This is a genomic window from Caballeronia sp. EK, from assembly GCF_014384845.1.
In the GTDB taxonomy this organism is placed as follows: domain Bacteria; phylum Pseudomonadota; class Gammaproteobacteria; order Burkholderiales; family Burkholderiaceae; genus Caballeronia; species Caballeronia jiangsuensis.
The window spans coordinates 478342-499674 of sequence record NZ_JACSUE010000003.1; the positions used below are offsets into that span (position 1 = coordinate 478342).

Genomic DNA, 21333 nt, shown 5'->3' on the forward strand with positions numbered 1-21333 from the left:
AATTCATGCAAAAAGCCCAGTCATCCGACTGGGCTTTTTGCATTCTCGACCACGACTCAGGCACGCGTCATGCACATCAAAAATCTCCCCTTCGCGGAGAGCGATCATGACCCGACATCACCTCGCGACAGCCGCCCTTCTGTTCATCACGACCTTCGCGGCCCACGCCCAGACCGCGCGCCCCGACGACAACGCATCGATGGTCAAGCCGCCGGGCGCACGCGGCGCGCCATCCGCGAGCGCCACGCGCCCCGACAACCCCGACAACATGCCGGTGAAGCGTCCGAGTCCGCCGCAGAACAGCGATCGCATGCTGCATCACAGCCCGGCGAGCGACGCGATCGCAAAATAACCCGCGAAGCCCCCGTACCCCGCCTGGAAGCACGCGCGACGCAACTATAATGGCGCTCGTCACGACAATCGGAGAGAACCGCGCCCTCCGGCTCCAAGCGGTCCAATCAATGCAAAAAGTCATACTGCCGTTAGTTTCCGGTTTTCTCGCCGCGCTCTTTTTCCGCGAATCGACCCTGGCGCTGCTGCACGCAGCGGGTCTCGTCGATCCAGCCGGCTTTTCCACCGCACCGTTTGTTCCGCTCGGCATCCCCGAATTCATCGCGCATGCGCTGTGGAGCTCCATTTTCGCCGTGCTGATGGTGTGGCTTCTGCGTGTCGCGCCCGAGCGCAACGCGCCCTGGATCGGCGCGCTCGTCTTCGGCGGCATCGTGCTGACCGCGGTCGGCGTGTTCGTGATCGATCCGGCGCGCGGCATCTGGCCGAGCGGCAACATGCTGCCGCGCCTCGCGCCGAACTTCATCGCCAACGCGATCTGGGGCTGGGGCGCACTCGTCTTCATGCGCGCATTCATGGCGGGCAGCGAACCGGACTGATCCGGCGTCGAAATCACCCGCGCGGTATCAGTCCTTCAAGAGCCGCAGCGGATGCAACGCGGGCGTCCACGCGCTTTCGAACATGCGGTCGATATCGGCGGCGTTCACATCCTCGGCGCGCGCGATCTTCCAGCGCGGCTCGTTGTCCTTGTCAACGATGCGCGCCCGAATACCCTCCAGCACATCGCCACGCTCGAACATCGTGCGCGTGAGATCCAGGTCGCGGCGCAGCGTTTCGGCCATGGTCGAGAACTTCGCGCGATCGACCTGCTGCAGCGCTACATCGACGGAAAGCGGCGAGCGCTCGCGCAAGTCGGCTGCGGTGCGCTTCGCCCAGTCGTTGCCGGCGTCCGCCTCGCGCTCGAGCGACGCGAGAATCGACGCGCCGTTGCCCGCCGCGAAGTGCTTGTCGATCATCGTGCGCGCCAAAGCGAGCTCGCTTCTCTCGGGGATCGGCGCGACCTTGTACTTCGTCGTTTCGTTCTGCACGAAGCGCACGATTTCCACGCCATCGAGAAAGCGCTGATGCCTGAGCGATTCGACGAGTCCCGGCAGCGCGCCATCGTCGAGATAGGCGTCGGCCATGCGGGCGTAGAGCGCATCGGCGGCGGCGAGGCTCGCGCCCGTCGCCGCGAGATAACGGCCGATCGCGCCCGGCGCGCGCGCGAGGAACCAGCTCACGCCGACATCGGGAAACAGGCCGATACGCGTCTCGGGCATCGCCATCTTCGTCGATTGCGTAACGATGCGCAGTCCGCCCGTGTGATGCGCGCCCTGCGAGATGCCCATGCCGCCGCCCATCACGACGCCGTTCACGACCGCGATATACGGCTTCGGAAACGTGAAGATCGCGTGATTGAGCTTGTATTCGTCGGTGAAGAACGCGTCGATCGCGTCGCGCGCGCCCGCCTGCGCGGACTCGTACAGAAAGCGGATATCGCCGCCCGCGCAGAACGCCCGCACGTGCGGGCTATAGACGACGACCGCGCGGATCGCCTGATCGTGGCGCCACGCGCGCAATGCCTCGCTGATCGCGCGCAGCATCGGCGGCGTCAGCGCGTTGAGTGCCTTCGGACGATCGAGTGCAATGAAGCCGATGCCGTTGGCGGTGTCGATACGGATGTCTTCGGTGGTCATCGTGTTGAAGTGTCGGATCGATCCGGTGAGTTGAATCGAGTTTCGGTTCCCCGAGGTTCAGTTCCGTTGACCGGCGCGTACCACACGTCGAGCGACAACTCGACGAGCGTCGCGGCCGGTGTCTCGGGCAACGCCGCGCCATTCAGCTTCAGCGCGACGATGCCATGCAGATTCGCCCACAGCCCTTCCGCGCACGCAATCGGCGCGGCGCGCGGCGGCAGCCGGTCGGCCGCGCGCAACTCGACGAACGCATCCGCGATCAGCGAAAGCGTCGCCGCACCGGATTCCGCCGCGTGGCCGTTGCCATTGTCATCGGCATCGGCGGGGGCATCGGCGGAACCCGCGGGCTCCATGAACATCAGCCGATACGTCTCGGGCTCGGCCAGCCCGAATTCGACATACGCGCGGCCCATCGCGTTCAAACGCGCGGCCGGGTCCGCGATCGATGTGTGCGCGACGAACGCATCGCGCAGGTTCGCGTGCCCTTCGCGGCGCAACGCCCGCGCGATATCGCCACGGCTCTTGAAATGAAGGTACAGCGCGGCGGGCGAATAATCGATCGCTTCGGCGAGCTTTCTCATCGAGAGCGATGCGAAGCCCTCGCGCTTCACGATCTCGCGCGAGACCTCGAGTATGCGCTCGCGCAGCGCCTGGCGCTGTTCGCGTCTTTGCTCGGTGCGCCGCTCTTGCGGTCCCATGCGAGGCATTGTCGGCACCGCCTCTGTCGAAGTCAAATCGCGGCGCGCCCGCGCGCGCTCAGATAGTGATCTTGGCGTCGTCGTCGCGGCGCGGCGCCGCCCGATAGAGCGGCTCGTCCGAGTCGCTCAGCAGAACCGATGCGAACACGATGCACAGCGCAAGAATCAGCACACCAACGGCTGCCCAGATGAGCCATAGCGCATTGGACTCGACAAGTGAGTGAAGAAAGGATTGAAGCATGACGACCCCGCGCGATTTTTATATTTGATTGCTCAAGAAGCGCATGCCTTCGAGCAAATAATGTGCCGAGCGAATCGCATCGCGTGCGGCGAATAGAGGGATGGTACTCCGATGCGCGATCACGCGGAAGGAGGCGCAACGCATCCGCCGTCGATAAAGGACGCGGTGCGATGGAGGTCTTACATCGCGCCGTGTAAGAGAAGAAGGTGCGTGTGCGTCAGCGCATCAGACCGTGACGCGTCCCGGTGGGAAGTGTCCGCTTTTCAGGAGCACCGGCATACCGTTGGTCACGCGCAGATGCTCGCGCGCCACGGCTTCGATACGCGTGCGGCCCGAATCGAACGCATCGATCCAGCCGGCGCTGTCATAGGTTTGCGCGCCGAAATGATCTTCCAGCGCTTCCACCGAAATCGCGCACGGCACGCGTCGTCCGTCGACGATCGCGGCGAACTCGATGGTCAGGTTGGCATCGCGGTAATCCGGCGCGTCGGGGAGGAATCGAATATCCATGATTGTCTCGTTGCTGATGCGTGGCGCCCGGCCGGGAAAGCATCGGGTCGGCGCCAACGCGAAGACGTTCAAGCGCTTCATTGCTCCGCTTCGTTGCTCCATTCGATGCAAATGTGTTTGCAGCGCCGCAAACGATCGCACGAATCGATTCGGCGACTATGGTACTCGCGCTCGCGCCACGCGGTCCAGCGCCCGCGCCGTTCACGCGGCAAGAACGGTTTCGTCGACATCCACGACGAGCAGCGAACTCGCCAGAGGGTCCGCGTAGTTGAAGTCGAGCAACCGGCTCATTTCGCGCACGCGCTCGCATACGCGCTGCCGCGCCTCCTCCGACAGATGCGGATAGTCACGCAGCACCTGCGCATCGAAGCGATAGTGCACGCCCCACGCGATGTTGCCGGGGTGATTCGCGACGCCGCCGGTACGCCAGCTCACGAAGAGCGCGGGCGTCGCCTCGAAACCTATTTCCGCGACATCCGCGCCGCTCGGAAAAAGATCGATCAGGCCATTCGCGACGTCGTACAGCACGGCGTGTCGAAGATGGATGGGACGCATCACGTCGCTTGCAGCAAGCGGTCGATGTATTCGCGCGCGGCCTGCTCCACATGCACGAGCGCCTCGCCTTCGGTTGCGAAGCGCCGCTCGGGTCCGAGATCGACGAGCGCCTCGAAGCGATGCGCATCGTCGGGCCCGCCGCGCGCGAGACTGACCGAGCCGACATAGATCGGCGCTTCGCCGTCATGCTCGCCGTGCGACTGCACGAGCCGCGCCGAAGCACTGATGTAATACCCTCGATATGGCCCCGTGACTCTTTCCGCCATGGCTTTCTCTCCCTTTTTTCGCTCGCGGCACTTTTGGTCCTGCCGTCCGATAAGCAATTCCAACCGAAACTGCAGAGGTTAAGGTGCGCGATCCGGAAAATAGTTCATCGGATTTGCGCGTTCAATCGTGGCTCCGCAAGCAACGCGCCCGCGCGACCATCGCGCTTCGGGCGTGCGCCGCGCGGATAACATCCGCTTACGTGTCGCGTAAGCGGCGTATGGGACAATGCACATCTCAAAAAATGCGCTCTCCCCGCGAACTCGAGGCCGGCGGGCGCATATCGTCATTTCGCTCTCACGAGGTAAAGATGAAGGAACCTGGTCGGCGCATGCGCCGTATCTCCGCACGCGCCGCACGTGGCGGCGCTGTCTCGCGTGTCTCCTGGCTGCGTGCCGCGGCATTCGGCGCGGCTGTCGTCGCGATCTCGACTCTCGGCGCGTGCGCATCGTCGAACGACGCATCGCTCATCAATCTGCCCGATGGACAGACCGGCTATGCCGTCAACTGCAGCGGCGCGGACGCCGGATCGAGCTGGGCGAGCTGCTATGTGCTCGCCGGCAAGAAATGCGGCGCGACGGGTTACGACATCGTCTCGAAAGATAACGAGGAAGGCGGCCCGACCGGCGGCGGCATCACCAACGTGATCTCGGCGAACGTCAAGAATCGCTCGATGATCGTGCGCTGCAAATAAGCCTGCGCGCGATCGGGTGTTTCAGTGCGCGCTCATCTTCGAGAACGCATTGAGCACCACGACGCCCGCCACGATGAGGCCCATGCCGAGCATGGCGGGCAGATCGGGCGTCTGCTTGAAGAGCAGCGCCGCGACGATCGTGATGAGCACGATGCCCGCGCCCGACCACACGGCATACACGACGCCGACGGGCAACGCGCGCAGCGTCAGCGACAGCAGATAGAACGACAGCCCGTATCCGACCACGACGATGGCCGCGGGCAGCGCACGCGTGAAGCCGTTGGAGGCGCGCAGCGCGGAGGTCGCGACGACTTCGGCGACGATCGCGATGGCGAGAAGCACATAAGCGGTTGAGCGCATCTTGGTTGTCGTGTCGATTCGAGGATGCCGATGACGTCAGTCGCGTCCGAGCGAAAGATTGCCGAAGTTCTCGCCGAGCACCGCGCATAGCGCTTCGACGACCATCTGATGATCGTCGCGCTGCGGAAGACCCGACACCGCGACCGAACCGATCACGCCCGCGCCCGACACGCGCAACGGAAATGCGCCGCCGTGCGTCGCGAACTCGGCGGGATCGAGGGCGTGTTTGTCGGCGAGCGTCGTGCCGGCCTGCTGCAGCGCGAGCCCGATTGCATACGAGCTGCGTCGAAAATGCTCGACGGTGCGCGACTTGCGTTCGATCCAGCGCGCGTTGTCGGGCGTCGTGTTGTCCATCGCGGCATAGAAGAGCTTGCGCCCGAACGTACGCACGTCGATGACGACGGCTGCGTCGCGCGCGAGCGCCATCTCGCGCAACTGCGAGCCGATCTGCCACGCATGCTCGGCGTGAAACTGCGAAAACACGAGCGTGTGTTCCTGATGCGCGATAGCCTGCAGAACGTGTGGAATGTCCATGAGCGAGGACTCCTTTTATCGTGCGTGGAATGGGATTGGATTGGCGCATGTGCATGCGCCGGTCTTTGCGATTTTGACATGCGCATGTGAAGCCGCCACATGCGCTTCGGCCATGAACTGGTTCGATTGCGACTTCGTGCGGTTCGTGGGTTTGCACGATGGACGCATCGCGATGCGTGCGCTGAAAAGCAAAAAGCCCGGCTTGACCGGGCTTTTCTGCGTGATGCTGGACGGTTTTGGTTGCGGGGGTAGGATTTGAACCTACGACCTTCGGGTTATGAGCCCGACGAGCTGCCAGACTGCTCCACCCCGCGTCCGTCGAAGAAAAGATTATAAGTCCTCGCTTACTTTGTCGCAAGACCCCATCTGCTTCGATCAAAGAAAAAGAAGAAGCGAAGCATCGATGCTGCGTCGATGCGACTCTCCCCGATGCAAAGCGTGTGAAAACACGCATGGCATAATCGTCCGCTCAGCATGGTCTATGTATCGATAACGGATCAAACGCGACATGCATCACTTGCGTCGGGGCATCATCGGGAAGATAAGCGGGTTCGCGGCGATATGCGCGATCCTGCTGCTCTCGCTCGCGCCCGTCGCATCGCAGGCGTTCGAACATGTGCGCATCGAATCGATGCTCGCTTCCGTGTGCGCCGCCGATGCACGCACATCGCACGATTCGCATCCGGTCGATCACGACGCCGTCGGTCATCTTCAGGCGTGCGCTTATTGCGACCTCATCGCGCACGCACCGACGCCGCCGGTATCGCTCGATCGAACCTTCTCCGCGTTCCCGTCAAACGAAACATTCGCCGACGCCATCTTCGACGATGCGCCGCGCCGCGCATTGCTCAACGCCGCGCAACCGCGCGCCCCGCCCGCCTTCGCCTGATTCACGCTCCTACGCATGGACTTCGTTCATCGCACCGCGCGAGATGAAGTCTGCCATTCGCACGCAGCAAACATTGCTCGACAAGCCAGCGGCTTCGAGCACGCAAGGAACCATCATGCTTTCATCATCGATCATGCGCGGCGCGCTCGCGCTGGCGTTCTTCGGATCGGCGCAGCTCGCGCTCGCGCATGCATTGCCGAAGGTGCAACAGCCCGGACCCGGCGCAACCGTCAGCGCACCGCACGAAGTCGCGATCGACTTCGGCGAAGCGCTCGAACCGACCTTCAGCAAGCTCATCGTCACCAATGCTCAGGGCACGCAGATCAACACCGCGAAATCCGCCGTCGATGCCAGCGACAAGAAGCACATGAGCGTCGCGCTTCCCGATCTCGCGCCGGGCGTCTACAAGGTGCAATGGACCGCGGTTGCGGCAGACGGGCATCGCACGCAAGGTCACTACAACTTCACCGTCAAGTGAGAACGCAATGAAAAAAATCGCTGTACTCGTGGGCACTCTCGCCTGCGCATCGCTCGCACAGGCCGCGACGCTCGAAGCCCGCGATTGCTGGATTCGCGCGATGCCGCCGAACCTGCCGTCATCGGGCTACTTCACCGTCGCGAATAACGGCGACAAGCCCGCGACGCTCACGGCCGCGGCGACGCCCGCATTCGGCATGGCGATGATGCACAAGTCCGAGAGCAAAAGCGGCACGGCCACGATGTCGCCGGTCGATTCCGTCGATGTCCCCGCGCACGGCACGCTGAGCTTCGCGCCGAAGGGCTATCACTTGATGCTCGAAGAGCCGCCCAAGCCGCTCAAAGTCGGCTCGACGATTCCCCTCACCCTTTCGTTCGCGGACAAGTCCACGCTCGACGTGAAATGTGAAGTAAAGTCACCCGCGACCGTCGGTCACTGAACGCACGCCTCCGAAATGCAAAGCGCGCCGGGTGTTTAGCCCGGCGCGCTTTTTTATCGACTGTGCCGCATCACTTCACGGCCTGCTGAACATGTCCATGATCTGCTTGCGTTCGTCGGTCGTGACTTGCGGTGTCGGGGGCGCCTGCATGCCCGCCGGTCCGACGCCGCCCATCGTGGTCGCATCGCCCGCCATCGGATTGGTGTTGTCGAGCCCGATGCTCGCGACGAAGCCCGCGCCCAGCGTGCGGTCGGCGTAGAACAATTCGCCGTCCACGGTCGTGATGCCATCGGGCTTCGCCATCTGCTCCTGCGGAATGCCGCGCAACGCACGTCCCATGTACTCGACCCAGATCGGCAACGCGAGCTGCGCGCCGAACTCGCGGCTGCCGAGCGTCTTGGGCTGGTCATAGCCCATCCACGCAACCGCGACGAGCTGCTTCTGATAGCCGGCGAACCAGCCATCCTTCGCGTCGTTGGTCGTGCCGGTCTTGCCTTGCAGGTCGTTGCGCTTGAGCACATTGGTGCCCGAGCCGGTACCCTGCGTCGCGACCGTATGCAGCAGGCTGTTCATGATGTACGCGTTGCGCGGCTCGAGCGTCTGCGGTGCGTTACTGCCGGCCATGAGCGGATTGGCGCGCGAGATCACGGTGCCGCGCGCATCGGCGACGTCGGCGATGAGATACGGATTGATGCGATAGCCGCCGTTCGCGAACACCGAATACGCGCCGCTCAGTTGCAAGGGCGTGACAAGGCCGGCGCCGAGCGCGAGCGGGAGATAAGGCGGCGTCTTGTCCTTGTCGAAGCCGAACTTCTGCGTGACGAAGTCCTGCGCGTAGCCCGTGCCGATATACGACAGAATGCGGATCGACACCAGGTTCTTCGACTTCTGCAGGCCGGTGCGCATCGACATCGGGCCGTCGGGCTGGTCGTCGTCCTTCGGTTCCCAGGCATCGCCGCCGCCCGCCGCGGGGAAGTACAGCGGCGCATCGTTGATGATGGTCGCCGGTCCGAGACCCTTGTCGAGCGCCGCCGAATAGATGAACGGCTTGAAGCTCGAACCCGGCTGACGCCATGCCTGCGTGATGTGATTGAACTTGTTCTTGTTGAAGTCGAAGCCGCCGACGAGCGCGCGGATCGCGCCATCCTGCGGCGTCATCGAAACCAGCGCGCCCTCGACCTGCGGCAGTTGCGTGATCTGCCAGTTGCCCTTGTCGTCCTTCGTGAGGCGCACGATCGAACCCGGCTTGATCGCAAGCGCCTTCGATGCATTGTTGCGCAGCCCCGCCGCCACGAAGCGCAATCCTTCGCCCGCGATGGTCGCGGTATCGCCGCCGACGAACTGCGCCGTCACCTGTTTCGGGCTCGCGGCCGTCACGACCGCCGCGACGAGTTCGCCGTTGTCCGGATGATCGACGAGCGCGTCTTCGATCGCCTCGGCGCGATCGTCCGCGTTCGACGGCAGATTGATGTTGCCTTCCGGCCCGCGATAGCCGTGCCGGCGCTCGTAATCCATCACGCCCTTGCGCACGGCCTTGTACGCGGCATCCTGATCGGCGGAATCGATGGTCGTTGTCACCGTGAGGCCGCGCGTGTACGTTTCTTCCTTGTACTGCGCGTACATCATCTGCCGCACCATTTCCGCGACGTATTCCGCATGCACGCCGTACTCGGTGCCCGCGGACTTCGTGTGGATATCCTCGGCGATCGCCTTATCGTACTGTTCGCGCGTGATGAAGTTCAGGTCCAGCATGCGCTTGAGAATGTATTGCTGACGCACCTTCGCGCGCTTCGGATTGACGACCGGGTTATACGCCGACGGCGCTTTCGGCAGGCCCGCGAGCATCGCCGCTTCGGCGAGCGAGATGTCCTTCAGATCCTTGCCGAAGTACACGCGTGCCGCAGCCGAAAAGCCGTAGGCGCGCTCGCCGAGATAGATCTGATTCATATAGACCTCGAGAATCTGATCCTTCGTCAGCGCGCGCTCGATCTTGTACGCGAGCAGCATTTCATAGATCTTGCGCGTGTACGTCTTCTCGCTCGACAGAAAGAAGTTGCGCGCGACCTGCATCGTGATCGTGCTCGCGCCCTGCGATGCGCCGCCGTGCGTCAGATCGGTCACGCCCGCGCGCAGGATGCCCACGAAGTCGACGCCGCCGTGATCGTAAAAGCGGTAATCCTCGATCGCGAGGACGGCCTTCTTCATCTGGTCGGGGATGTCCTGAAAGCGCACGAGGCTGCGCCGCTCCTCGCCGAACTCGCCGATCAGCACGTGATCGGCGGTATAGACGCGCAGCGGCACCTTCGGCCGGTAGTCGATCAGCGCATTGAGCGACGGCAGATTCGGCCCCATGACGACGAGCGCATAGCCGACGATGAGCGCGCCGATCACCACGCCGATCGCGGCGAGCCCCGCGAACCAGAGCGCGATGCGCGCGAAGGGCGAACGGCCTCGCCCGCCGCCGTTGCGATCGTTACGGCCATTGCCGCCATTGCGGCCGTTTCCGCCGTTGCGCCCGCCGCCGTCGCGGCCGCCCGAGTCATTGCGTGAGTCGTTGCGAGAGTCGTTCCAGCGGGGTTCGCGATCGTATCGCGAGGAATTGGATGAGTCGGGTCGTTTGATGATAGGCATGACTGGGTTCGTTCGGCGCGCCGTGAAGCGCGCGCTGCCGAGCTGCGATGCGATGCGCCGAAGCTTTGGCGCTACTGCAAAGGCGGGACGAGTGAATGTGCGGGCCGGTATCGACCGAAGATAACAGCGCATTTTAAAGAATTCGCGCGCGCCACTACAAAACCAGCGGGAATTTTTTGTAAGTAAATGCCCGCGCGCCGCCGGAACGCGCGTGAATGTTGGGTTACCCACAGAAAGTGTTGAGAGCCTTGTGGACAACCGTATGAGAAAATATCCAAGTCGTTGATCGCGCGCCGTTTTTGCGCAATGCTCAAACGCATGGGATGCGCGGTGGTTCACACGCACGGCCGCCCGCAAACCGATATGATGGTTGAGTGGATCGCAGGTTCCCCGGAACAGGTCGGGTGGGCCTGCAGTAACGATGTCGTGCCGTTTGATGAACCGAAGTCGCGATCGTCCCATACGATTGCCTTACTGTTTGCGAGCCGCTCATGACGACCAAACCCAGCGAACGCATCGTTGTTTTCGTGACCCCCGCGCAGAAGCTGGCCATCAGCAAGACAGCGGACAACCTCGGCATCAGCGTGAGCGAGCTCATGCGGCGCGCGGTGCTGAACTTCAACGCGACGAGCGAGCAGATCAAGGTCGCGGGCATCGTCGATCGTCTGCGTGCGCCGAAGGCCCCCGATGCGCTCAACGCCGCGCTGAAGAGCGTCGCCGCGAAAGCCGCCGCGCGCGAGGCCCGCGAAGCGGCGGCAAGCGCAACCAAGCGCGCGGCGCAGGCGCGCACCGTTTCTCAAGCTCAGCAAGCCCAATCTGAAGAGGATGCCGAGCACGACACGGATCAGGGCGACGATGCCTCGCTGACGGACGACACGCGTTCCGAACGCTAGCTGCACCGCTACCGTGGTCCGCTTCTCCGGCACGGCGCATCGTTACACTCCTTAACCTTCCGTTAAGTCCCGATTAAGTCACGGCATGATCTAATGAGCGGGTAAACCCGGCGTGAGCGTGAGGCTCACGACGCTTGCAATCCCGCGCATTGCGCCTCACATTCGAGCCGCGTGGCACGCAGGTGGGCGCGCACGCCGCCGTCTTCATCCAGGAGAAATACATGTCGCTTTTCGATTCCATCACGCGCACGGTCAGAGGCCTCTTGAACGACGCCGCCGACACCATGCAGGACCCTTCGCGCGACGCACGCCAGATCGTGCGCGAGCTCGACGACAGCATCGCGAAGGCGGAGAACTCGCTCATCGAGATCGAAGCGCAGGTCGCGACGCAGCAAAGCAAGCGCGACGCAGCAGCAGATAAAGCCAGGAAATACGAAGACGGCGCGAAGCGCGCGCTTCAGTCGGGCGATGAAAGTCTCGCGCGCGAAGCACTCGCGGCGCAGTCCAACGCCGAAACCGAACGCGACGCGCTCGCGGCGGAACTGCAAACGCTCGTGCCCTCGGTCGAGCATCTGAAAAAGCAGATCGCGGACATGCGCCAGCGCCGCAACGATCTCAACGCGCGCTCGAATATCCTTCAGGCCAAGCAGCAGATCGCGCAGGCGAAGGACACGGCGGCAACCGCGCTGGGCGGCATCGGCGGAAAGAATCTTTCCGAAGACTTTCAGAAGCTCGAAGACAAGGTTCAGCTCGCCAACGCCCGCTCGGACGCGCGTCTGAATTCGGCGGACCAGAACTCCGGCAAGGCGCTCGAGGACAAGCTCGCCGCGCTCAATCGCGGGCCATCGGTGGAAGATCGTCTCGAAGCGCTGAAGAAGCAGTTGAACACGCCGGCCCAGTAAGTGCTGCATCTGAAAGGCGGCGGCGCGCGGCGAACTTCCGGGTCCGCCGCGCGTCGCACGAATATGCGTTACCTTGAGCATCACGACTTGCATCATCCGTTTGCAGCATCGACAGGAGACGGACGTTCATCGCGTCCGGCCCGCATCATGAAAAAGACTTTGACGGCTCTGGCGTTGTCGCTGTCGCTCGCTTCTCCGCTCGCGTTCGCCGTGCCGACCGCGCAGCAGGTCGAGCAGTCGATGACGCAGGGCAACTGGCAACAGGCCGACTCCCAGTTGAGCGAAGTGCTCAGCGCGCATCCGAAGAACGCGCATGCGCACTACCTGTATGCGCAGGTGCTCGACCGCGAGGGCCGCTACAGCGACGCGCTTTCGCAGCTTCAGCAGGCCAAATCGCTCGATCCCTCGCTGAGCTTCACCGATCCGTCGCGCTTCGCCGCCACGCAAGCCCGCATCCAGGCCGATGCGACGCGCGCGAGCATCTCGCCGCGCTCGAACAACGGCGCAACTACTTCGAGCGCGCAGAATCCGTTCAATCAGGAACAGGCGTCCGCCGCGCCGCAAAAGCACGGCATCGGCATGGGCGCGTGGATCGGTTTCGCGCTGCTGATCGCGGCGATCGCACTCGTGCTGCGCTGGGGCTTGCGACGCGCCCGCGCACGCGACGACGGTCAGGCCGAGAACGACCGCCGCTCGCAGATCAAGCGCGCGACCGAGCTGCTCAACGACGTGCGCACGCTCAAGCTCGACGTCCGGCTCTCCACCGCGCCGGGTCACGAGGCGCTCCTTAAAGATGTCGAAGGCGCGGAGACGCAGTTGCGCGAGATGGTCGAATCGCTGTCGAACTCGAAGAATCCGGTGCCGCCGTATGCGATCGACGATCTGGCGAACCAGGTCGCGAGTTTGAAGGCACGCGCCGAGGGCCGTCCCGATCCGAACGCCGCGAACAACGCTCAAGCGGGTGCGGCGGCCGGCTCGCCGTATGCGCAGGAAGCCGAGCGTTTCGGACGTGGCCAGCAACAGTATCCGCAGCAAGGGCCCTATCCGCCTTATCCACCGCAGCAGGGGCAGCAACCGCCCGTCATCATTCAGCAAGGCGGCGGCGGATTCGGCGGCGGCATGGGCGGACTGCTCACCGGCGTGTTGCTGGGCGAAGCGTTGTCGCATGGGCGCGATCGCGTGATCGAGCGCGAAGTGCCTGTCGATCGCCCGGCGCAAAACGACAACGGCGGTCTCGACTTCGGCAACAACAACAACGGCGGCGGCCTCGATTTCGGCAATGGCTCGAACGACTGGAACGATGGCAGCGGCGGCGGCGGCGGCCTAGACCTCGGCAGCAGCGACGACAGCTGGCGCGATTCCTGACCCTGCCGCTTGTCGCGCACGCATGATCGAGGGCCCCGTTTGCGCGGGGCCCTTTTCGTTACGGCGTGGAGAATCGGCGCATCATCCGCCGCCGAGAAAACGCAACAGGCCCCACAGAAACTTGAAGAAGCCGACGATGAATTCCCAGATGCGTTCGAGCTGATCCCAGCTCGCGACGTGCAGAATGGCGTGCAGGATCATGCCGTTTGCGCAGCGCGGCCTTCGATGAGCGCGCGTTCATGCGTGAATGAAACAGGCATCGTGGAAAAAAGAAGGCGGCTCGCGCCGCCTCCTGTCTCTAGTGCAAAGAATCGCATGATACCCGGTCGCGCATGGCGTCCCGGCGATGCGAGCTTCAGCCTTCCGCTTTCTTCTCTTCGCTTTCGGGCGGCGCTTCGTCCGTCAGCGCTTCCTCCAGACGCTTGAAAATCCGCCTCGTCGCGCCGCGCGGCTGAAGCGCGAACAGCAGCAGCGAGCGGCCCGTCACCTGATACACGTCGTCCGAACCGAACTCCGGCAATTCCTCGCGGATCGGCGCATTCGTGTCGATCAGACAGATCCATTCGTCCGGGCCCGGAATATCCGGCAGCGTGAAATCGACCACGTCGTGATAGGCGTTCACGATCAGCAAAAGCGTCGCGTCCGATGCCGGCTTGCGGATGCCGGTCGCCTGCGCGCGGCCGTCGAAGACGATCGCGAAGCAGCGCATGTTCGGATCGTCCCATTGCTCCTGCGTAAGCTCGTCGCCGGTCGTGCCGAGCCATCTGACATCGGCCACCTGCAAGGCCTCGTTGTATTCGCCCGTGAGGAAGCGCTGGCGCCGCAGCACGGGCAGCGTGTGACGCAGCGTCGTCAGTTTGCGCACGAACTCGGCGAGCGCGCGGCCATCGTCGTCGAGGTCCCAGTTCACCCAGCTGATGTCGTCGTCCTGGCAGTACGCGTTGTTGTTGCCCTTCTGCGTGCGGCCGAATTCGTCGCCCGCGAGCAGCATCGGCGTGCCTTGCGAGAACAGGAGCGTCGCGAGCATGTTGCGCTTCTGGCGTTCACGCAGCGTGCGGATTTCCGCGTCGTCGGTCGGGCCTTCGGCGCCGCAGTTCCACGACTTGTTGTCCGAATGGCCGTCGTTGTTGTCCTCGCCGTTCGCATCGTTGTGCTTTTCGTTGTACGACACGAGATCGTTCAGCGTGAAGCCGTCGTGCGCGGTGATGAAGTTGACGCTCGCCCACGGCCTGCGTCCGCGCTTGTTGAACTTGTCGCCCGATGCGGTGATGCGCGTCGCCAGTTCCGGCGCGACGCCTTCGTCGCCTTTCCAGAACTCGCGCACCGTGTCGCGATAGCGGTCGTTCCATTCGGCCCAGCCCGGCGGAAAGCCGCCGACCTGATAACCGCCCGGCCCGCAATCCCACGGCTCCGCGATGAGCTTGACACTCGACAGAATCGGGTCCTGCCGGCAACTGTCGAGAAATCCGCCGCCTTCGTCGAAGCCGTACGGTTCGCGGCCGAGGATCGTCGCGAGGTCGAAACGGAAGCCGTCGACATTCATCTCCGTCACCCAGTAGCGCAGGCTGTCGGTAACCATCTGCAGCACGCGCGGATGCGAGAGATTGAGCGTGTTGCCCGTGCCAGTATCGTTGATGTAGTAGCGCGATTCTTCCGGCATCAGCCGGTAGTACGACGCATTGTCGATGCCGCGGAACGACAGCGTCGGCCCGCGCTCGTTGCCTTCGGCGGTGTGGTTGTACACGACGTCGAGAATCACTTCGAGGCCGGCTTCGTGCAGCCGGTCGACCATCTCCTTGAACTCGGCGACGACGCCCGGCCCGCGCGCGAAATAGCGCGGATCGGCAGCGAAAAAGCCGATCGTGTTGTAGCCCCAGTAATTCGTGAGGCCCTTGTCGAGCAGATAACTGTCGTTGACGAACGTATGGATCGGCAACAGTTCCACCGACGTCACGCCGAGGCTCTTGATGTACTCGACCACTTCCTTCTGCCCGAGCCCTTCGAAGGTGCCGCGCATGTGCTCGGGAATCGCCGGATGCAGCTTCGTGTAGCCGCGCACGTGCGTTTCGTAGAAGATCGTGTGTTCCCACGGCACGCGCACGCGCGTCGCGTGGGTCCAGCTGAATGTCTGATCGATGACCTGACACTTCTGCATGAAGGGCGCGCTGTCGCGTTCGTCGAAGGTGAGATCGTCGCCTTCGGCGTCGAGCGTGTAGCCGAACAAGGCCGGATCCCATTTCAGCGTGCCGACGTGCGCCTTCGCGTAAGGATCGAGCAGCAGCTTGTTCGGATTGAAGCGATGTCCCGCTTCCGGTTCGTAAGGACCGTGCACGCGATAACCGTAGACCGCGCCGGGTTCGAGCCCGTGCACGTAGACGTGCCAGACTTCGTCGGTGTATTCGGGCAGCTCGATGCGCTGCGTTTCCTTCTCGCCCTTCTCGTCGAAGAGACACAGCTCGACCTTGGTCGCGTTCGCGGAAAAGAGCGCGAAATTGACGCCCTTTCCGTCCCAGTTCGCGCCGAGCGGAAACGGGGAGCCTTCGGCAATGCGGATTTCGTTCGGCATGAGATGATGTGTTCGAATGGTTGACGCGCGCTGCGTCGGAATCGTGCGTTGGCATTGAGGGGCTTCAAGCGGATCGTAAGGAGCATTTAGCGTGCCCGTTTGCGCTGTGTCGGCGCGCCGCTTGCTTCATACCTTCCGCGACGTCCGACGCCTCATGCTCGCCACGCGCCGCGTGTAAAACGTTCCGTGCCCGACGCTCCCCGGCACGTTCGACGCACGCGCCCATCGCCGAAGGAGAATACGCCTTGTCCACACGCCCCGGTTCCGCGACGTCGAATTCACCGCTCAACGGCACGGCCGAAGAAAGCCGTGCGACCGGCCGCGCGTTGCGCGACGCGGTTCCGTTCGACGCCCACGGCGCGTGGTCGCCCGAGCACGACAGGCCCGATCCCGTCGAGCGCGTGCTCGCGGGCAACGCAGGCCGGCAGGAGCGGCTTATTCCGCTGCGCATGCAGCGCATGGCCGAGTCGCCGTTCGCGTTCCTGCGCGGCTCCGCGACCGTGATGGCGTGGGATCTGGCGAAGTCGCCGTCGATCGGGCACAACGTCATCATCGACGGCGATGCGCACGTCAATAATTTCGGCCTTTTTCGCACGCCGCGCCAGGACGTCGTGTTCGATCTGAACGACTTCGACGAAACGCTTGTCGGTCCCTGGGAATGGGATCTGAAGCGCCTGACCGCGAGCATCAACGTGGCTGCGCGCGAGAACGGCGTCGACGCCGCCGGGCGCGAGCGCGCGGTGCGCTCGGCATGCGCCGCGTATCGCACGACGATGGCCGATCTCTGGCAAGTGAGCCCCTACGATCTCTGGCAGATGCGCTCCTACGCGAGCGCGCTGCACATGGACGCCCCGACGAAGCTCGACGCCGACGAAAAAGCGACCATCGAAAAGACCGTCGAGCGCGCGATGAAGCGCTCGCACGCGACGATGCTCGCGAAAGTCGCGGAACCGGCCGGCAACAGCTATCGCTTCAAGGTCGATCCGCCGATCCTCACGAGTCTCGACGCCGCCGAAAAAAATCATGTGATCGATGGCCTGAAGGCGTATTTGCAGACCATCGCGGGCGAATGGCGCATGATGCTCGAGCGTTACGACGTCGTGGATGTGGCGCATCGCGTCGTCGGCGTGGGCAGTGTCGGCACGCGCGCGTATCTCGTGCTGATGCTCGGGCGCGCGCTCGGCGATCCGCTTTTCATTCAGGTGAAGGAAGGCATCGTGCCCGCCGCCGCGCCCTTCGTGCCGCCGCTCGACGAACCGTATCGGCATCAGGGACGGCGCGTCGTGCATGGCCAGCGGCTCTTGCAGAGTTCGTCGGACGCGCTGCTCGGCTGGACGACCATATCCGGCCGCGATTTCTACGTACGACAGATGAAACAGATTCGCGGCTCGATTCCCATGGACTGGCTGCACGGCGCCACCTTCGATTTTTACGCGTGGTGTCTCGGCCTCCTGCTCGGCCGGGCCCACGCGCGCACGGGCGACGCCGCGCTCATCGCGGGGTATTGCGGCAACTCGGATCGCCTCGACGCGGCCTACGCGAGTTGGGCCGAGCGCTACGGCGCGCAGACAGTCGCCGATCACGCCGCCTTTTGCGCGGCGATCAGCGTGGGCCGCGTGCCTGCCGCATGATGATCGCAGGCGTGCGCGATTTTCGGCGCGCGGGCGGTCCGCAGTCGAATTGACTATCATTGACGCTGTCTGCGCTGAAACGCGCTTCGCTGCGCGTTTCGCGGATGTCTCAATGGCATAGCCCTTGCTGCCGCTTAAGCCCGCACAACCGTCTAACTCAAACTGGAGGAAGCCGCGCATGAGCATGATCGAAGAATTCAAGAACTTCGCCCTGAAGGGCAACGTCATGGACCTCGCGGTCGGTGTCATCATCGGCGGCGCATTCTCGACGATCGTGAACTCCGTCGTGAAGGATCTGATCATGCCGGTCGTCGGTCTTGCCACCGGCGGCCTGGACTTTTCAAACCTATTCGTAAAACTCGGACAGATACCGCCAACCTTCAAGGGCAATCCGGATTCGTACAAGGACTTGCAGACGGCGGGCGTCGCCGTGTTCGGCTACGGCTCGTTCATCACGACGCTGATCAACTTCATCATCCTCGCGTTCATCATCTTTCTGATGGTCAAGTTCATCAACAATCTGCGCAAGCCTTCCGAAACCACGCCGCCGCCCGCGACGCCGGAAGACGTGCTGCTGCTGCGCGAAATCCGCGACGAACTCAAGAACGCGCCGCGCGTCTAGCCGGGCAAACCCGCTCGAAACGGGCGGAACCCGTGCGACGCGCATGGGTCTGCCCAAAGAGTCACCCCGCACGCTTGGTGCGCCCACCCGCTTTTTTCTTTACGAAAGCTGTTCGCGCGGGTAGCAGCGGGACTATTATTGGGATAGATGCTCAGAGGGATGCCAAGCGGGCCGCCAAACGGTCATCGGCACGAATCATGCGCCAGGAACGTGCACCGGCGTTTTGCCGGTCACAATGACGAATGGCCCGATTCACCGTGACCTAATCACATCGATGCGCTATAAAAGATCGACGTGCGGCGCGCAAGACGGGAGTGGCCGCATGAGGACGCTGCGTTTCTTGCAATTCTTTTTCAGGCGAGTTTTTATGTCCTTCCCGAAAAAGCGTAAGCGCGTGAAGGCCGATGGCGACGAGTCTTTTCTCGCCGTGCTGCGGCATTTCAAGCCATTTGGTCAGCTCGACACGAAGATTGCCCGAGCTCGCGCCCAGGATGAACCGGTGCTGTACGCGCATGTCCTGCCGGGGCTCGATGTTCTTCTGTGCAGCGTGCGCGGCGCACAGCCGCCGTACCCGGCCATCGACGAGCTGCACAGGCGTTGTGTCGAATCGATCACCAATGCGCTCGAGCAGCCGCTCGACGGACTGGAGAACGGCGGTTATTGGTACGAGGCCAACGGCTTTGGTTTCCTCGTGTTCGCGAGCCGCGCCCGAACGCAGATCCTGAGCGAATTCGGCGCGACGGTTTCGGCGCGCAGGCGTCGCGGCACGCGCCGTCAGGACGCGGGCGATGCTGCTTCGCGGCCTCTGCGTTGATCCTTCTCTGAGCTTTCCTGTTTGTCCCCGATGCATGCGGGCCTCGTGAACGAGGCCTCGCGTGTCATTGTCTGCGCGGCGGCGTGCTTCGCGCAAACCCCGACTACTCCCGTAAGCGTTCCTGTCCTTTAATGGAAGCCACGCGCGAAAGCGTGATGGCGCGTGCTTTGCTGCATCGGAAGACATCCCCTTGAGGGACTACAAGGAGAACACCATGTCGGAACACGTCTACAAGCAGATCGAACTGACCGGCTCATCGCCGCAATCGAGCGATGACGCCGTGCGCGTCGCGCTCGAGAAGGCGTCGAAAACGCTGCGCAACATGCACTGGTTCGAGGTGGTGGAAACACGAGGACACATCGATGATGGCAAGGTCCTGCACTGGCAGGTGACGATCAAGGTGGGACTGCGGATCGATTGATGGCGGCGCCCCCGCGAGCCGGGGGTGGGCTTTTGGCCGATCCCGTTTGCGTTCGATGATGGCTGCGTGCATGCCGGGGCCGGCTTTTTGCCGGATCCCGTTTTCGCGTCGGTCTATTAGCGTTGCCCCTGTGCGGGGCGGCAGTCACTTTCTTTGCTGCTGCAAAGAAAGTAACCAAAGAAACAGCTCTCCCCAGCCTAAGCACTTCACACCGGCCGCGGCACAGGCGATTGGCCTAATGGCCCAGCTGTAGCGAGTGCCCTCGTAGGTCTCGCGGGGCTTGGACCGCGCACGGTCTGACTCATCGCACCACACAACAAACTGGTTCAGCACCAAATAGCTCCGGCCCGCTACGCGGCCGACGGGTCAATCGGGTTCGCGTACGCTTCTTCTCCGATGGTTTCCCTCGCATACCCAACGGCAGCGCGTAGCGCTGTGCCGAAGCTATTTGGTGCTGAACCAGCGCGCTTAAACATTTGGTGCGGCAGACCGTGCGCGAGCCAAGCCCGATTGGGCCTTCGGGGGCGACACTTAGGCGAGGGCCACCGCGGGCTGGCAAGCATGGCCAACGTGCGTGTGACCGCGGGCGGTGAGAAGCTGCTTTCTTTGCCTACTTTCTTTGCAGCAGCAAAGAAAGTAGGTGCCGCCCCGCACAGGGGCAGTGCTAATAAACCGACACGATCACGGGATCAATCGCAAAAAAAACCTTACTTCGGCAACGACCCGTCGACCCCCTCGACATACCAGTTGATCCGCTGCAGCTCCGGATCGGAAAGCGTCTTGCCCGCCGGCACCTTCTCCGCCCCCGACTGATCCTTGATCGGACCACTGAACACATCCCACTTGCCCGTATGCAGTTCGTCACGCTTCGCGGCAACCGCCTGCACCGCCTTCGCGGGAATCGCGCCAGTGTTCAAATCTTCGAGATCGACAGCCTTCTGCGGAATGCCAAGCCACACCGGATCGTTCTTCCACTTGCCGTCGAGCACTTGCTGGATCACCGTGTTGTAGTACACGCCCCAGTGCGCGACCACCGAGCCCAGATGCGCGCTCGGGCCGAACTTCTTCATGTTCGAATCCCAGCCGAACGCGAAGACTTTCTTCTCGGCGGCGGTATTGAGCGTCGCATTCGAATCCGTGTTCTGCAGCAGCACATCGGCACCCTGCCCGATCAGCGTTTCGGCAGCCTGCTTTTCCTTGCCTGGATCGAACCAGCTATTGATCCAGATGACCTTCGTATGGACCTTCGGGTTCACGGAGCGCGCGCCCATCGTGTAAGCGTTGATGTTGCGCACGACTTCCGGAATCGGCACCGACGCGACGAAGCCGAGCGTGTTGGTCTTCGTCACGTAGCCCGCGGCGACGCCCGCCAGATACGCGCCCTGATACATGCGCACGTCATACGTGCCGAAGTTCTTCGCCTTCTTGAAGCCCGTTGCTGTCAGGAAGATGGTGTCCGGAAAATCCTTCGCGACCTTCAGCGCAAAATCCTGATAGCCGAAGCTCGTCGCGAAGATGACCTTGTTGCCCTTGTTCGCGAGATCGCGGAACACGCGTTCCGAATCCGCCGACTCAGGCACGTTCTCCACGCGCGTGATCTTGATCTTGCTGCCGAACTTCGCTTCGGCTTCCTTGCTGCCCGCATCGTGCGCGAAGGTCCAGCCCGCATCGCCCGGATTGCCGAGATAGACGAACGCGACGCCCGGCGCATCCGCTGCCCGCGCGCTCAGGGCCGCGACGGTGGCGGACAATGCGACCGTCGCAGTGATCGCCTTCAGCCATGGTTTATTCATTGTGATTCT

Annotated in this window: 24 protein-coding genes, 1 tRNA gene and 1 pseudogene; 14 read left to right on the forward strand and 12 right to left on the reverse strand. The window is 63.2% G+C overall.

Annotated elements, in window-relative coordinates:
• The first annotated feature begins 106 nt into the window (after window positions 1-106).
• Both IAG25_RS10910 and IAG25_RS10915 read left to right on the forward strand, forming a co-directional pair.
• Complete coding sequence (locus IAG25_RS10910) at window positions 107-352, forward strand: hypothetical protein (RefSeq protein WP_187604858.1); 246 nt, start codon at window positions 107-109, stop codon at window positions 350-352.
• 109 nt (window positions 353-461) lie between these two features.
• A complete protein-coding gene (locus IAG25_RS10915) occupies window positions 462-887 on the forward strand; it encodes a hypothetical protein (RefSeq protein ID WP_035498813.1) in 426 nt (141 codons plus the stop codon).
• Between the two features lie 27 nt (window positions 888-914).
• Here IAG25_RS10915 and IAG25_RS10920 read toward each other — a convergent pair whose 3' ends face one another.
• The 6 genes from IAG25_RS10920 to IAG25_RS10945 form a co-directional block, all read right to left on the reverse strand.
• The gene (locus tag IAG25_RS10920; protein ID WP_187604859.1) at window positions 915-2024 is read right to left on the reverse strand and encodes an enoyl-CoA hydratase/isomerase family protein; all 1110 of its coding nucleotides are present in this window, start codon (window positions 2022-2024) and stop codon (window positions 915-917) included.
• Window positions 2021-2731 (reverse strand): TetR/AcrR family transcriptional regulator, encoded by a 711-nt coding sequence (locus IAG25_RS10925; RefSeq protein WP_255503627.1) that lies wholly within the window; start codon window positions 2729-2731, stop codon window positions 2021-2023. Before IAG25_RS10925 ends, IAG25_RS10920 begins: the two co-directional genes overlap by 4 nt.
• Window positions 2732-2780: 49 nt before the next feature.
• Window positions 2781-2963, reverse strand: coding sequence for a hypothetical protein (locus IAG25_RS10930; protein WP_035498816.1), 183 nt, complete (start codon window positions 2961-2963; stop codon window positions 2781-2783).
• 225 nt (window positions 2964-3188) lie between these two features.
• Entirely contained in the window at window positions 3189-3473 is a 285-nt protein-coding gene (locus IAG25_RS10935; protein WP_035498949.1) for a DUF1488 domain-containing protein, read from the reverse strand.
• Between the two features lie 201 nt (window positions 3474-3674).
• Window positions 3675-4028, reverse strand: a complete 354-nt coding sequence (locus tag IAG25_RS10940) for a hypothetical protein (protein WP_222946482.1) — start codon at window positions 4026-4028, stop codon at window positions 3675-3677.
• Window positions 4028-4294, reverse strand: coding sequence for a hypothetical protein (locus IAG25_RS10945; RefSeq protein ID WP_187604861.1), 267 nt, complete (start codon window positions 4292-4294; stop codon window positions 4028-4030). Before IAG25_RS10945 ends, IAG25_RS10940 begins: the two co-directional genes overlap by 1 nt.
• Before the next feature lie 308 nt (window positions 4295-4602).
• On the opposite strand from IAG25_RS10945, the gene IAG25_RS10950 reads away from it, so the two are divergent.
• Window positions 4603-4986, forward strand: coding sequence for a hypothetical protein (locus tag IAG25_RS10950; RefSeq protein WP_187604862.1), 384 nt, complete (start codon window positions 4603-4605; stop codon window positions 4984-4986).
• 21 nt (window positions 4987-5007) lie between these two features.
• On the opposite strand, the gene IAG25_RS10955 is transcribed toward IAG25_RS10950, so the two are convergent.
• On the reverse strand, window positions 5008-5346 hold the full coding sequence (locus IAG25_RS10955) for a DMT family transporter (RefSeq protein ID WP_187604863.1): 339 nt from the start codon (window positions 5344-5346) through the stop codon (window positions 5008-5010).
• A 36-nt stretch (window positions 5347-5382) separates the two neighbouring features.
• Complete coding sequence (locus IAG25_RS10960; RefSeq protein ID WP_187604864.1) at window positions 5383-5880, reverse strand: heme-degrading domain-containing protein; 498 nt, start codon at window positions 5878-5880, stop codon at window positions 5383-5385.
• Here IAG25_RS10960 and IAG25_RS10965 point away from each other — a divergent pair.
• Window positions 5879-6139 carry a hypothetical protein gene (locus IAG25_RS10965; protein ID WP_187604865.1) on the forward strand — a complete coding sequence of 87 codons (261 nt, stop codon included), beginning with the start codon at window positions 5879-5881 and terminating at the stop codon, window positions 6137-6139. The genes IAG25_RS10960 and IAG25_RS10965 overlap by 2 nt on opposite strands.
• On the opposite strand, the gene IAG25_RS10970 is transcribed toward IAG25_RS10965, so the two are convergent.
• Window positions 6118-6194 (reverse strand) — tRNA-Met (locus IAG25_RS10970). The two genes, IAG25_RS10965 and IAG25_RS10970, sit on opposite strands and share 22 nt — an antisense overlap.
• Window positions 6195-6388: 194 nt before the next feature.
• Here IAG25_RS10970 and IAG25_RS10975 point away from each other — a divergent pair.
• From IAG25_RS10975 to IAG25_RS10985, 3 genes are all read left to right on the forward strand, one after another.
• The gene (locus tag IAG25_RS10975; protein WP_187604866.1) at window positions 6389-6769 is read left to right on the forward strand and encodes a DUF2946 domain-containing protein; all 381 of its coding nucleotides are present in this window, start codon (window positions 6389-6391) and stop codon (window positions 6767-6769) included.
• 115 nt (window positions 6770-6884) lie between these two features.
• Complete coding sequence (locus tag IAG25_RS10980) at window positions 6885-7247, forward strand: copper resistance CopC family protein (protein ID WP_187604867.1); 363 nt, start codon at window positions 6885-6887, stop codon at window positions 7245-7247.
• A gap of 7 nt (window positions 7248-7254) precedes the next feature.
• The gene (locus tag IAG25_RS10985) at window positions 7255-7686 is read left to right on the forward strand and encodes a copper chaperone PCu(A)C (RefSeq protein WP_187604868.1); all 432 of its coding nucleotides are present in this window, start codon (window positions 7255-7257) and stop codon (window positions 7684-7686) included.
• A 75-nt stretch (window positions 7687-7761) separates the two neighbouring features.
• On the opposite strand, the gene IAG25_RS10990 is transcribed toward IAG25_RS10985, so the two are convergent.
• The gene (locus IAG25_RS10990; protein WP_187604869.1) at window positions 7762-10317 is read right to left on the reverse strand and encodes a penicillin-binding protein 1A; all 2556 of its coding nucleotides are present in this window, start codon (window positions 10315-10317) and stop codon (window positions 7762-7764) included.
• Between the two features lie 491 nt (window positions 10318-10808).
• Between IAG25_RS10990 and IAG25_RS41420 the strand changes: the two are divergent.
• The 3 genes and pseudogenes from IAG25_RS41420 to IAG25_RS11005 form a co-directional block, all read left to right on the forward strand.
• Window positions 10809-11096: pseudogene (locus IAG25_RS41420) on the forward strand (plasmid mobilization protein); the annotation flags it as partial.
• 335 nt (window positions 11097-11431) lie between these two features.
• Window positions 11432-12112, forward strand: a complete 681-nt coding sequence (locus tag IAG25_RS11000) for a PspA/IM30 family protein (protein WP_187605066.1) — start codon at window positions 11432-11434, stop codon at window positions 12110-12112.
• A gap of 147 nt (window positions 12113-12259) precedes the next feature.
• Window positions 12260-13477, forward strand: a complete 1218-nt coding sequence (locus IAG25_RS11005) for a tetratricopeptide repeat protein (protein ID WP_187604871.1) — start codon at window positions 12260-12262, stop codon at window positions 13475-13477.
• A 355-nt stretch (window positions 13478-13832) separates the two neighbouring features.
• Here IAG25_RS11005 and glgX read toward each other — a convergent pair whose 3' ends face one another.
• Window positions 13833-16043 (reverse strand): glycogen debranching protein GlgX, encoded by a 2211-nt coding sequence (glgX, locus tag IAG25_RS11010; protein ID WP_187604872.1) that lies wholly within the window; start codon window positions 16041-16043, stop codon window positions 13833-13835.
• 245 nt (window positions 16044-16288) lie between these two features.
• Here glgX and IAG25_RS11015 point away from each other — a divergent pair, with 245 nt between their 5' ends.
• The 4 genes from IAG25_RS11015 (at window position 16289) to IAG25_RS11030 (ending at window position 19531) form a co-directional block, all read left to right on the forward strand.
• Window positions 16289-17674, forward strand: a complete 1386-nt coding sequence (locus IAG25_RS11015) for a DUF2252 domain-containing protein (RefSeq protein ID WP_187604873.1) — start codon at window positions 16289-16291, stop codon at window positions 17672-17674.
• 178 nt (window positions 17675-17852) lie between these two features.
• Complete coding sequence (gene mscL / locus IAG25_RS11020) at window positions 17853-18296, forward strand: large conductance mechanosensitive channel protein MscL (protein ID WP_035498832.1); 444 nt, start codon at window positions 17853-17855, stop codon at window positions 18294-18296.
• A gap of 322 nt (window positions 18297-18618) precedes the next feature.
• Window positions 18619-19110, forward strand: coding sequence for a hypothetical protein (locus tag IAG25_RS11025; RefSeq protein ID WP_035498834.1), 492 nt, complete (start codon window positions 18619-18621; stop codon window positions 19108-19110).
• A 214-nt stretch (window positions 19111-19324) separates the two neighbouring features.
• Window positions 19325-19531: a dodecin gene (locus IAG25_RS11030; protein ID WP_035498835.1), complete on the forward strand. Its 207-nt coding sequence runs from the start codon at window positions 19325-19327 to the stop codon at window positions 19529-19531.
• A 707-nt stretch (window positions 19532-20238) separates the two neighbouring features.
• Here the strand turns inward: IAG25_RS11030 and IAG25_RS11035 are convergent.
• Window positions 20239-21324 carry a BMP family ABC transporter substrate-binding protein gene (locus IAG25_RS11035; protein ID WP_187604874.1) on the reverse strand — a complete coding sequence of 362 codons (1086 nt, stop codon included), beginning with the start codon at window positions 21322-21324 and terminating at the stop codon, window positions 20239-20241.
• Window positions 21325-21333: the final 9 nt, after the last annotated feature.